Raw genomic sequence first — 14,237 nt, 5'->3', positions numbered from 1 at the left:
TTACTCCCGTGCTTTGACGGAGGCCAGCGGAGTCGATGGGCCTGTCGGCATCACCCTGGCCTTGCGCAGCTCTGCGAATACTTCATCGCGAGTGCCGAGCATCTGCACACCGCCGTCGCGCAGCATCAGCACCTTATCGACGGCGCAGAGCACATTGGGACGGTGGGAAATCAGAATGACGGTGGCGCCGCGGGTTTTTAATTGAGCCAGTGCATCGACCAAGGCCTTTTCACCGACGTCGTCGAGGTTGGCGTTCGGTTCATCCAGCACAATCAGATTGGGGTCTCCATACAGCGCGCGGGCCAAGGCGATGCGCTGCTTCTGGCCACCGGAAAGCGGGCTGCCATCGGTACCCAGACGAGTCTCATAACCCTGCGGGAAACGCAGGATCATCTCGTGCACTCCAGTCGTTCTGGCGGCGCGGATGACTGCGTCGCTGTCCACTTCGCCAAAGCGCGCAATGTTGTCGGCGATGGTGCCCTCGAACAGCTCCACGTCCTGTGGCAGATAACCGAGCCAAGGGCCAAGTTCGCCCTTGTTCCAGGTGAATATGTCCGCGCCGTCCAGGCGCACCTTGCCGGCCTGTGCCGGCCAGACGCCGACCAACAGGCGGGCGAGGGTGGATTTGCCCGAGGCGGATGGACCGATAATGCCAATGCTTTCGCCGGGGGAAAGGTTGAAGCTCACGCCGCGCAGAATCGTGTTGCTGGTGCCGGGGGCACCGGCATACACATTTTCCACCGCCAGCATGCCCAACGGCCGCTGCAGCGACATGCTCGGTGGCCGGCGCGGATAGTCGTTCAGCATTTCGTTCAAACGGCCCCAAGCCGAACGGCAACCGAGCAGTTGCTTCCACGACGCGATGACTTGTTCCACCGGGGCTAGCGCGCGGCCGGTGAGGATCGAGCAAGCAATCATCATCCCGGGGGTGATCTTGCCTTCGATCGCCAGCAGCGCGCCGGCGCCGAGGATCAGCGACTGCAAAGTGATCCGCACGAAGCGTCCGGTGCTGCTGATCATGGCGGCACGGTCGGAGGCCAGGGTCTGCATTTCCAGAATGCGCAAATGGCTTTGGTACCAGCGCTTGCCAATCGACGGCAGCATGCCCATGGCTTCGATGACCTCGGCGTTGCGCAGGTTGTTGTTGGCGTAGTTGGCGGAGGAGAGGGCGGCCTGATTGGCTTCGGCCAGCGGCTTTTGCGTCGCCTTCTCGGTGAGATAAGCCAGGCCCACCAGAATCAACGAGCCGATTAGCGTGACCAGTCCGAGCAGCGGGTGGATCAGATAGGCGACCAGCAGGTAAATCGGCGTCCATGGCGCATCAAAGAAAGCGAACAGGCCATTGCCGGTAAGAAATTGACGCACCTGCGCAAGATCCTGCAGGGCCTGGGCCGGATTACCTCCGGCGCGGCTCAGGTTGCGCTCGAATGCTGCGGTGAAAATGCGCCGATTGAGGTCCATGTCGAGGCAGTTGCCGACCCGGATCATCACGCGGGTGCGGAACATTTCCAGCGTGGCCATCAGCAAGAACAGGCCTATCACCAGAAAGGTCAACATCGTCAACGTTGTGACGTTTCGACTGACCAAGGCTCGATCATAGACCTGAAGCATGTAAATGGCTGGCGTCAACATCATGACGTTTATTACGCCGCTGAATCCTGCCAACGAATAAAAACTGCGGCGGAGTCGAAAGAGCGCGTCGGCCAGTTCGGATCGGGTGCTCGACTGTTTGTGCATGGCTGGCCCCTCTTTAAAAAGCCGATTGCCCTCGCGGCGCAATAGCTAAATAGGTGTAATTCCGCAGGCAGCCGTCGACGCAGGCTGTTCGCTCTAAGGCGAATCTCCTGCCAATTTCTGCGTTGCTCCCATGCCAGCAGCGTAGGTTGCTGCGAAACAACCCGAAATAACATTTCGCTCTAATGGTGCGTCGAACTTTCTATAAGTCTATTAAAAACAGCTAGTTGAAAGGTCAGGCGCCGATCGTCTGGTTTGTGCGTCGTAAAATTGACAATTTTTTGCTATGCACCTTTAGTCTTATTCATTGACGTCACTGTCCGTCTGAAGCCTGTCAACTCTTTGGCAACGCAAGGCGCTGAGATTTTCCCGAGGGGGAGCACTCCATGTCGATCATTTCGTTCTGCTGCAGAGGGAAGGGGTTGTTCAGGAAGTTCGCCCTGACTTCAAGTTTCCATGGCCCGCCCAGGGCTGGGGTTCGCTCTGCCTGATCGCACAGCGAGCCATTCTTTCGCGAATTCCAGGCGTGCATCCCGGGGGGGCCTTTTAATGGCTTTGCCTTCCCGCGACTGCTCTCGCCAAAAAAAATGAACCAACACACTGCGCAAGTCAGCACCTGACTGGGCGTGGGCGGATTCTTATCGTCCCGTGTCCTTCCCCAAAGAGATCGAGGGCAAGCAAATGGCCAATTTCAACAAGTCCGATCTGGAGTTCATCCTCAAGCAAATTTTCATCGCAGAAGCGCACGCCGACGGCGCCAGCCTCAGTGATTTGCTACCCAACACTCAGGTGCCATTCGGCCTGCGTACCGTCGATGGCAGCTACAACAACCTGGTCGCCGGGCAAAGTGGGTTTGGCGCCGCGGACAATTCGTTCGTGCGTCTGCTTGATCCCTCGTATCAGGCGGCCTACGCCGGGACAGGGTCGGTGATCGACCCGCAGCCACGGATTATCAGTAACCTGATCAATGATCAGACCGCCAACAACCCGGCCGCGGTTGCGGCGAACGGCGGTGCCGACCCGGTGATCAGCCCGGGTCCCGACGGTGTCTTCGGTACGGATGACGACAAGCAAGTGTTCTTCATCCCCAACCAGTCGCCGGACGCCGGTCTGACCGCCGGCTTCAACTCGTGGATGACCTTCTTTGGCCAGTTCTTCGACCACGGTCTCGACCTGCTCAGCAAGAGCAGTACCGACGTCGTGTTTATTCCGTTGCAGCCGGACGATCCGTTGTTCGTACCGGGCAGCCCGACCAATTTCATGGTGCTGCCACGGGCAGTGCGTACAGCCGGCGCGGACGGAATTGTCGGCACTGCCGATGATGGCCAGCCCAACACCACCTCGCCGTTCGTAGACCAGAGCCAGACTTACAGTTCACACCCGTCGCATCAGGTGTTCCTGCGCGAGTACGTTCTCAACGCGGCAGGTGACCCTATTGCAACAGGTCGCCTGATTACCAACCGCGATCTGGGCGACGATGGCAAGTTCGGCACTAACGATGATGGTGGCGCCGAAAATGGCGGCATGGCGACCTGGGCAGTGGTCAAGGCCCAGGCTCGTGACATTCTCGGCATCAACCTGACTGACGCCGATGTGCACAACGTGCCGCTGCTGGCGACCGATGCGTATGGCAGCTTCATCCGGGGCCCGAACGGTATGCCGCAGGTGGTGATGCGCATCAGTAACGGCGATGACGGTATTGCCGGTACGGCTGATGACGTCACGCAACTGGTCGAAGGCAACCGGGATGCACCGATCAGTCTGGCCAGCGCCGTGAGCACTGGGCATGGCTTCCTCGACGACATCGCCCACAATGCCGCGCCGGTCGTCGTCGGCGGGGTTCTGCAGGCGGATACTGACGCCGATATTGGCAATGCGCAGCCACCGGGCACGGGCGGCAACAACCTGACCTACGACAACGAGCTGCTCGACGCTCACTACATTGCCGGCGATGGCCGGGCGAACGAAAACATCGGCCTGACCGCCGTGCACCATGTGTTCCACTCCGAGCACAACCGCCTGGTCCAGCAATCCAAGGAAACCATTCTGGCCTCCGGCGATCTGGCGTTCCTCAATGAGTGGCTGGCCGACGACGTTGCGGCGATACCGACTACACCCGCCGAAATCGCAGCATTGGTATGGGATGGCGAACGCCTGTTCCAGGCCGCCAAGTTCGGCACCGAGATGCAGTACCAGCATCTGGTGTTCGAGGAGTTCGCACGGACCGTTCAGCCGCAGGTCGACGAATTCCTGGCCCCCAACGGCTATGACACCTCGATCAACCCGGCCATCCTCGCCGAGTTTGCTCACGTGGTGTACCGCTTCGGTCACTCGATGTTGACCGAGACGGTCGATCGCTTCGACCCCGAGTTCAATCCGCTGCTCACTGACCCGAACAACCCGGACTCGCAAATGGGGCTGATCGCGGCCTTCCTTAACCCGCTGGCGTTCGCCGGCAGCGGGGCTACCGCGGACGAAGCGGCAGGGGCGATCATTCGCGGTGTGACCCGCCAGCTCGGCAACGAGATCGACGAGTTCGTCACTGAAGCGTTGCGCAACAATCTGCTCGGTCTGCCCCTCGATTTGCCGGCCCTGAACCTGGCGCGTGGTCGCGACACTGGCATCCCCACGTTGAATGAGGCGCGGCGTGAGTTTTACCAATCAACCGGTGACAGCCAACTCAAGCCGTACATCAGTTGGGCTGACTGGGCGGACAGCCTCAAACACCCCGAGTCGTTGGTCAACTTCATCGCGGCTTATGGCACGCATGACACCATTACTTCCGCGACTACGCTCGCAGGCAAACGCGATGCTGCCCTTGCGCTGGTATTCGGTGGCACCGGTGCGCCGGCTGATCGCCTGGATTTCCTCAATAGCAGCGGCGCCTGGGCTAACGTCACGACGGCCGGCAGGGATGGAGTGCTGGGTACCGCAGACGACCTGACGGGTGTAACGATTACCGGCGTTGACGACATCGACTTCTGGGTCGGTGGCCTCGCCGAAGAGAAGATGCCGTTCGGCGGTATGCTCGGTTCGTCATTCAATTTCGTGTTTGAAACCCAGATGGAAGCGTTGCAGAACGGCGACCGCTTCTACTATCTGTCGCGCGTCGCGGGACTGAACTTCGGCACTGAGCTGGAGAACAACTCCTTCGCCAAGCTGATCATGCTCAACACCGATGTCACCCACCTGTCGAACACCGTGTTCCTGACGCCGACGTTCACCCTCGAGGTGAATCAGGCCAATCAGTACACTGGCCTGGGCGTCGGCGGTCGCGACGATCCAACGGGCGGCCTCATGATCAACGGCGTGGAAATCGTGTCGCTGGTGATCCGCGACAACCCCGACACCGTGGGTACGGACAGTAATTTTCTGCATTACACCGGTGAAGATCATGTCGTCCTCGGCGGCACCGCCGACAATGACATCATCATCTCCGGTGAGGGCGATGACACCGTTTATGGCGACGGCGGCAACGATCGCCTCGAAGGCGGCGCGGGGAACGATGCGGTCCTTGGCGGCGCGGGCGATGACATCATCACCGACTCGTTCGGTGACAACCGTCTGGAAGGCAATGCCGGTAACGATGTGATCGTCGCCGGTAGCATGCTGGTTGGAGGCAACCTGATCCTGGGGGGCGATGGCCAGGACTTCATCATCACGACTGAAGACGTCAGCACCACCTTCGGCGGCCAGGGTGACGATTTCATCCTCGGTGCCAAGACCAACCTGCCAGCAACCGGCAACGAAGGTGATGACTGGATCGAGAAAGGCACTCAGGACGGCGCGCCTGGCGATAACGCCTCGCCGTTGCTCAATGACGATGTGATCGGCAACGACATCTTTATCGGTGGTGGTGGCTTTGACGAAATGATCGGCGAGGGTGGCGATGACATCTTTGTCGGCAGCGATGCCCAGGACAATATGGACGGCATGTCCGGTTTCGACTGGGTGACCCACAAAAATGACAGGGTCGGCGTGACCGTTGACCTGACCATGGCCGCGCTGGCGCAGCCACACGGCAACGCGCCAAACCAGAACAACGGGCCGTTCAATCCGGTCGGCGCGTCGCCGGCCTCGATCCTCGACCGTTTTGCCGAGGTCGAAGGCTTGTCCGGTTCGCAATTCGGCGATGTGCTCAAAGGCGACAATGTTGATGCGGACACCATCATCAACCACGGTGGCACCACGGGCAGTGCGCTGACCAATGTGTCGTTGATCCGCGGACTGGAGCAGTTTCTGGCCGATGCCGGTCTGCCCACCACCGGCTTTGCCACGGGCAACATCATCCTGGGTGGCAATGGCAGCGATCTGATCGAGGGCCGCGGTGGTGATGATCTGATCGACGGCGACAAATGGCTCAACGTCAGAATTGCGGTGTATGACGCCGGTGACGTCAATCATACCGGCCCCGAGATCGCCACCTTCGACAGCATGGTCGATATGATCCCGTTCATGCTCGACGGCACCTATAACCCGGGTCAGCTCAAGGCCGTGCGGGAAATCCTGCCCGGCACCTCGACGGGCGGGGCGGCCTTTGACACTGCCATTTTCACCGGGCTTCAATCCGAGTATGTGGTGACGCTCGACAACCGCGGCACGGCCAGTGTGGCGGACGATGTCTGGACGGTGACCGATACCGAAGTGGGTCGCGACGGCACCGATACCTTGCTGCATATCGAACGCTTGCAGTTCGCCGATACACAGCGAGTGCTGGTGGCGGGGAATGCACAACCGACGGGCAGGCCGACCGTCACGGATGGAAACGGCGGCGCAATCACAGTGGGCGACACACTGACGGTGAGCGTGGCCGGGGTGCGCGACGGGAACAACATCGCGGTGGGTAATCTGCAGGGTTTTATCAATAACGCCTCGGTGTCCTACTATTGGCAGTTCGAAGCCGACCCTGGCACCGGCGTGTTCGAAGACATCATCCTGCTGCCTGCCGGTGACCTGGCATTCCAGAGCGCCGACGGCACCACCTTCAAGGTCTCCCCGGATCTTGCCGGGCTGTCACTGCGGGTCAAGGCGATCTATCAGGATGGTCATGGCACGACTGAAGTGCTGTTCTCGCAGCCGACTGCCGTGGTGGAACCCGGCGCGCCGGTTGTGCCGACGGCGCAGACACCGGTAGTCAATGCCACCGAGGGCGGCGAGGGCCTGCACATGGTCCGCTCCGACCTCAACTTCATTCTTGATCAGATCAAGATTGCCGAGGCGGACGCGGCGGGTCAGGACATCCTTTCGCTGATCCCGAATATCCGCGCGCCGTTGGGTCTGCGTACGGTCGATGGCTCGAACAACAACCTGATGAACCTCAACGGCATCGACAACACCGAGTTCGGTGCCGCCGACAACGTCTTCCCGCGCGTGAGCGATCCGGTCTTCAATCCGGCGGAAGGTGCGCCTGCCGGCTTCTTCGGCCCCGGTTCGCCGGCCATTCCGGGGTCGTCGTATCAGCAGACCAGCGGCTCCGTGTTTGATTCGCAGCCGCGCACCATCAGTAATCTGATCGTCGACCAGACGTCGAACAACCCGGCGGCTTACGCCACGGCTTACGACGTGGGTGCGGACGGTGTGCTCAACTTCGGCACGCCGGGTAACGACGACGTACTCAAGGAGGGCACACGGATAGTCGCCAGCCCCGGCATGGATGGTCAGTTCGGTACTGCCGACGACCATGATGTGTACCTGTTCGAGAACACCGCGCCGGATGCAGGGTTGTCCGCGCCGTTCAACGCCTGGATGACCTTCTTCGGGCAGTTCTTCGATCATGGGCTGGACCTGCTGACCAAAGGCGGTTCGGGCACCATCTTCATCCCGCTACAACCGGATGATCCGCTGTATGTGCCAGGGGGCAACACCAACTTCATGGTGCTGTCCCGCGCGACCAATCAGCCAGGGGCGGACGGCGTTCTCGGCACGGCCGACGACATCCGTGAACACACCAACACCACGTCGCCGTTCGTGGACCAAAACCAGACCTACAGCTCGCACCCGTCGCACCAGGTATTCCTGCGCGGTTATGAGCTGACCGACAACGGCCCCATCGCGACCGGCAGGCTGATCACTAACCGTGACCTGGGGGCGGACGGCAAGTTTGGAGGCGCAGACGACACCGAAATCGGCGGTATGGCGACCTGGAAGGTGGTCAAGGCGCAAGCCAACGACATCCTGGGTATTCGTCTTACCGATGCCGACGTCAATAGCGGCCCGCTGTTGGCGACCGACGCCTACGGCAATTTCATCAAGGGGCCGAACGGCTTCCCGATGGTCGTGATGAAGGGTGTTGACGGTCTGGGCGGCACGGCTGATGACGTTCTTGTCGAGGGCAATCCGCTTGCCCCCGTTGACCTGACCAATGCGGTGCGCACCGGTCACCAGTTCCTCGCCGACATTGCCCACAACGCGGCGCCGGTGTTCAGCGGTGGTGTGCTCGTGCCTGACGCGGGTACCGAAATTGGCAACGCAGTGCCGGTCAATCCGCAGACCGGGGCCAACCAGGCCTACGACAACGAGTTGCTGGATGCGCACTACATCGCTGGCGACGGTCGGGTCAACGAGAACATCGGCCTGACAGCGGTGCATGCGATCTTCCACGCCGAGCACAATCGGCTGGTCGCGCAGACCATGGACACCGTGCTCGACTCGGCTGACCTGGCCTTCCTCAACGAGTGGCTGTTAACTCCGGTGAACGGGTTGCCCGCAAACCAGGCCGAGATCGATGCGCTGGTGTGGAATGGCGAGCGCTTGTTCCAGGCTGCCAAGTTCGGCACCGAGATGCAGTATCAGCACCTGGTGTTCGAGGAATTCGCGCGAACCATCCAGCCCAACGTCGACCTGTTCTTTGCACCGACCCAAGTCTATGACGTCGACCTCGATGCCTCGATCGTCGCCGAGTTCGCTCACACCGTGTACCGTTTTGGACACTCGATGCTGACCGAGACCGTCGATCGCTATGACGTCAATTTCAACGTAGTTGGCGATCCGAACAGCGCTGATCCCGATCAGCAACTTGGCTTGATCGCGGCGTTCCTCAACCCGTTGGCGTACGCCGCCAGTGGCGTGACGCCAGAGGATGCGACCAGTGCGATCATACGTGGGGTGACTCGGCAAGCCGGTAACGAAATCGACGAATTCGTCACCGAGGCGCTGCGCAACAACCTGCTCGGCCTGCCGCTTGACCTGCCGGCGATCAACATCGCCCGTGGCCGCGACGTGGGGATTCCCTCACTCAACGCGATACGCCGCGACATCTACAGCCAGACCGGTGATACCCAACTCAAGCCGTACACCAGTTGGGTCGACCTGGTGCAGCACCTCAAGCATCCGGAGTCGTTGATCAACTTCATCGCGGCTTATGGCACGCATGACACGATCACGGCGGCGACCACGCTGGAAGGCAAACGCGCTGCAGCCATGGCGCTGGTATTCGGTGGTACAGGTGCGCCGTCTGACCGCATGGACTTCCTCAACGGCACTGGCACTTGGGCCAACGTGACGCGGGCCGGCAAGGATGGGCTGATGGGTACTGCCGACGATCTCAAGGGTGTGACTGTCACGGGGGTCGATGCCATCGACCTCTGGATCGGCGGCCTGGCCGAAGAGAAAACTCCGTTCGGCGGCATGCTAGGCTCCACCTTCAACTTCGTGTTCGAGAACCAGCTGGAAAAACTGCAGGACGGCGACCGCTTCTACTATCTGGAGCGTACCGCTGGCCTGTCGATGAATGCCGAACTGGAAAGCAACTCGTTCGCCAAGCTGATCATGGCCAACACCTCGGCCACGCACTTGCCGGGGCTGGTGTTCTCGGACCCTGGGTTCTATCTGGAAAGGGACCAGAGCAAGCAATACAACGATGGCCTGGGTAACGCCGATCCGCTTGGCGAGAACGGCGAGCAGGTAGTGTTCCGCGACAACCCGCTGACCGTAGGGTCGGACACCAACTACATCAAATACACCGGTGAAGAGCACATCGTGCTGGGCGGCACCAACAGCGCCGACATCCTCATCGCGAGTGAAGGTGATGACACGGTCTGGGGCGACGGTGGCAACGATCGCATCGAAGGCGGTGACGGTAACGACCAACTGCGCGGTGGCGCCGGCGACGACATCATCACCGACAAGGGCGGTGACGATAACATTCAGGGTGGCGACGGCAACGACGTGCTGCACGGTGGCAACGGCGTCAACCTGATCATTGGCGGGTTCGGCAATGACTTCATCGTGACCGGCGAGGACGCCTCCGAGGCCATTGGTGGCCACGGCAACGACTTCATCCTGGGCAGCAAAGCCAACGAACAGGACATGGGTAACGAAGGCGACGACTGGATCGAGAAGGGCACCTCGGACGGTGCACCTGGCGACAACTTCGACCCGCTCGGCAACGACCCTATCATCGGCCACGATGTGTACATCGGCGGTAACGAGAACGACAAGTTCAACGGCGAGGGCGGCGACGATATCATGGTCGGCAGTCTCGGCCTGGGTGACCGCTATATCGGCGGCTCCGGCTATGACTGGGCAACCTTCAAGGGGCTTGCCCAAGGCGTGTCCATCGATTTCACCGACCGCTTTTTCGATGTTCCGCCGGTGCCGGGTTCGGGTGCTTCGGCGCTGGTGCGCTTCGACATCATGGAAGGTCTGTCGGGTTCGTCCCACGGCGACTTCCTGCGCGGTGACAACGAAGATGCCACGTCGCTGCCCACTGCGGGTGCAACCGGCAGTGTGTTGACCAACATCGACCTGATCGACGGCCTGGCTGATCTGCTGCCCGACGGAGCGACGTTCTTCGATGGCGGCAACATCATCCTCGGCGGTAGCGGCAGCGACCTGATCGAAGGTCGCGGTGGTGACGACATCATCGATGGTGACAAGTGGCTGAACGTACGCATCAGCGTGCGGGCGAACGCTGATGGCACTGGCGCGGAAATCGCCACGTTCGACAGCATGGAGCCACTGGTGCCGTTTATGCTGAACGGTACTTACAACCCGGGCCAGTTGGTCATCGTGCGGGAGATTCTGACCGGCAATGACAGCTTCGACACGGCGTTGTTCTCCGGTAGTTTTGCGGAATACGGCGTCGAGATCGATGGCGACACGGTCATTGTGACCGACTCGGTGGCAGGGCGTGATGGCGTCGATCGCCTGACGGGCATCGAGCGTCTGCAGTTCGCTGACGTGGCGCTATCGTCCGGAGTCGGCACCGCGCAAAACAATGACCCATCGGGTCATCTGGCCATCCTCGATGCGGCTACCGGTGCGCGTGAAGATACGCCTGTCGCTGGCCAGTTGCTGCGCGTCAGCGGTTCGGCGGTACACGACGCGGACAACCAAAGCGCGACCAATCCGACCGGCGCGGTAACCGGTGGGGTGGCTTACTACTGGCAGATCGAAAACATTCCCGGCACGGGTGTCTATGAAGACATCACCTTCCTCGCCGCTGGCGAGGCGTCGCGGGCGACTGGCACCACCTTCCGGGTGGGGGCCGATGAGGCGGGTCTGAACATCCGCGTCCGGGCGGTGTACCAGGATGCCAAGGGCACGCTGGAGATCGTCGATTCGTCCGGGAACAGTGCACCGACCGAAGGGGCGACCGTTACCGGGCTTGCCGTGCAGAACCAGGTGTTGACCGCTGACCCGTCGAGCATCATCGACGCCGATGGCCTGAGCAGCAATCCGCAGTTCACCTACCAGTGGCAGGCGAACGACGGGCTTGGTTTCGTCAACATCGCCGGCGCTACCGGTAGCACGTTCGCGCTTGGCCAGGCTCAGGTCGACAAGGAAGTGCGCGTGGTGATCGGTTATGTGGATAACTTCGGTGTGGCCGAAAGCGTTTCGTCCAACATCCTGGGGCCGGTGGAAAACGTCAACGATGCACCGACAGGCGCGTTGCTGATCAGCGACACGACACCGGATCAAGGGCAGGAACTGACCGCGCTGACCGGCGGGATTGCCGATGTGGACGGGCTGGGCACCTTCAGCTACCAATGGCAGCAAGGTGTCGGCACATCCTTCACCAACATCAGCGGCGCGACCGCTGCGACCTTCACCCCGGGGGTGGCGCAGGGCAACCTGCAACTGCGGGTGATCGTGCGCTACAACGACGGCTTCGGCACGCTGGAGTCGCTGACCTCTGCGGCAACGGCGGCGGTTGCGGTACTGAGTGGCGTAGTGCTGCAGGGTAACGCACAGGCGAACACCCTCACCGGCACAGCAGGTAACGATGTGCTGCTTGGCCTGGGCGGGAACGATACGCTGAATGGCCTGGCCGGTATCGACCAGTTGTTTGGCGGCACTGGCAACGACATCCTCAACGGCGGTAACGACAACGACATCCTCAATGGCGAGGACGGCACCGACACCCTCAACGGCGGGCTCGGCGCGGATGCCATGAACGGCGGTGCCGGCAACGACACCTTTGTGGTCGACAACGTCGGTGACCTTGTCACCGAGGCGCTGGGTGGTGGTACCGATCTGGTGCAAACCAGCCTGACGAGCTACCAGCTCGGTGCCAACGTCGAGAACCTGACCTATACCGGCGCCGGTGACTTCACCGGTACCGGTAACGCGCAGGCCAACACCATCACCGGCGGGGTGGGTAACGACCTCCTCGACGGCGGTGCGGGTGCTGACCGGATGGTGGGGGGCGCCGGCAACGATACCTACATCGTCGATGCAGCCGCGGATGTGGTGGTCGAGGTGGCGGGTGGCGGTACGGACACCGTGCAGACGTCGTTGGCCAGCTACACGCTGGGCGGTAATGTCGAGAATCTGACCTATACCGGAGACGGCAATTTCGCCGGCAACGGCAACGGGTTGAACAACGTCATCACCGCCGGGGCGGGGAACGACACCCTCAATGGTGGCGGCGGCAACGACATCCTCACCGGCAACGGCGGCAACGACACACTGAATGGCGACGGCGGTAACGACCAACTGTTCGGTGGCATTGGCATAGATACCCTGAACGGCGGCAATGGCGATGACAGCCTCGACGGCGGTGACGGGGCGGATGTATTGAATGGTGGAGCAGGCAACGACACGCTGCTCGGCGGGCTGGGTAATGACAGCCTGGATGGCGGTACCGGCAGCGATCTGCTGCAGGGCGGCGACGGCAACGACACGCTGCTGGGTGGTGACGCTAGCGACACCTTGTTGGGTGGTATCGGCAATGACTTTATCGATGGCGGTAATGGCAACGATACGGTCACGGGCGGTGCCGGCAACGACATGATGGTTGCCAGCAGTGGCAACGATATCTTCATGTTCGCAGCGGGCTTCGGGACCGATCAGATCCTCGGCTTCGATGCCATCGCGGGAGGAGGGCAGGACCGCCTCGATATCTCCGCGTTCAACATCACTGCTGCGACCTTTGCCGGCAGCGTCACCGTCGCCGATGTCGGTGCGGATACCCTCGTCAGCTTCGCAGGTGCTGACTCCATCCGCCTGGTCGGTGTGGCCGATGCGACAACCGTCACTGCCACAGACTTCATTCTCGCCACTTGAGGTCCTGATCAGTACTGTTGCAGACGCGTGGAAAGCGGAGGGGAGGGCATGGATGCCCTCCTTTTTATAAAAAAGAGTGGCCATTTGTCAGCTTGAAAATGGGTGAACCACACTCGCAAATCTGTATGTCGGGCCGTGGGAAACGCTTGATCAACATTTGACCAGGGAATGGAAAAGGGGAATCCAGCCTTGAACATTTCAGCTACTTGCGCCATGAGCAGCCTGTTGGTTTCGCTCGCCGCTTCTGCTACCGGGGTTATTCCGGTCTTCGACCTGGGCTTCACCCGATCCGCAACAGAAACACTGCAAAAACTGGGCATCAACGACGCTTGTATAATCGCCGCCCCCAATCCCACCGCGTTTACCTACTGCCGAGAAGGATCGACAACGCTCTGGAAGTATCAGGTGTTGGATCTGGAGAAAGAGGCGGAGATCTTGATTGGCCAAACGCTTTTTTCTACGCAATCTCAGCGAATTACCGTCGAGCAACTCAATAGCGCTGCCTGCGAAGAAGATCACCTTGCGCCAGTGATAGAACCGGCTACTGGTTGTGGAGTTGTCCTCGGTCTGCTCGCCCTGCTTCTGTTGATCGGTTTTCGACACGCCCGCCGCTTGTAAGCCTAACGTGATGACTGCTTGCCACTGACTCTTAACAGCTGAACAAGCTGATAAGACCCCAGGCTGCGCCTATCGAAAAGATGAAAAACATGAGTACCAACGAGAGGATGAGCGGCTCACTTCGCATGAAGGTAACTCCTCAGCAGGGCTGACAATGCGCGGCTGATCTGCGGCGCAGGTGTTTTAGCAGGGCAACGGTTATTCATGGGGAGTGCCCCGGGAACGCTGTTTGTCTAGTGGTAACAACTTCAAATTTTCAATGAATGCGTCAGTGAACGCACAGCATTCTCTATGCCAAAAAATGAAACAGCCCATAATTCCCCGTCGGCGGCGCAACTTGAATCCTTGGCCAGTTTTCCAGCACAAAAGTTGACACA

The 14,237-nt window shown here is 60.6% G+C and carries 3 protein-coding genes; 2 read left to right on the top strand and 1 reads right to left on the bottom strand.

Features of this window, described 5'->3' with window-relative positions; genetic code table 11:
* Complete coding sequence (locus ACA073_RS15955) at positions 1-1,737, bottom strand: type I secretion system permease/ATPase (RefSeq protein WP_497397618.1); 1,737 nt, start codon at positions 1,735-1,737, stop codon at positions 1-3.
* 678 nt (positions 1,738-2,415) lie between these two features.
* On the opposite strand from ACA073_RS15955, the gene ACA073_RS15950 reads away from it, so the two are divergent.
* Positions 2,416-13,242, top strand: coding sequence for a peroxidase family protein (locus tag ACA073_RS15950; protein ID WP_497404120.1), 10,827 nt, complete (start codon positions 2,416-2,418; stop codon positions 13,240-13,242).
* 189 nt (positions 13,243-13,431) lie between these two features.
* Positions 13,432-13,860, top strand: coding sequence for a hypothetical protein (locus ACA073_RS15945; RefSeq protein WP_497397616.1), 429 nt, complete (start codon positions 13,432-13,434; stop codon positions 13,858-13,860).
* The last annotated feature ends 377 nt before the right edge of the window (positions 13,861-14,237 follow it).

Source organism: Pseudomonas sp. LBUM1670, assembly GCF_059695695.1.
Note: the sequence above shows the minus strand (reverse complement) of the source record. Positions and strands in the feature narration are given on the sequence as shown.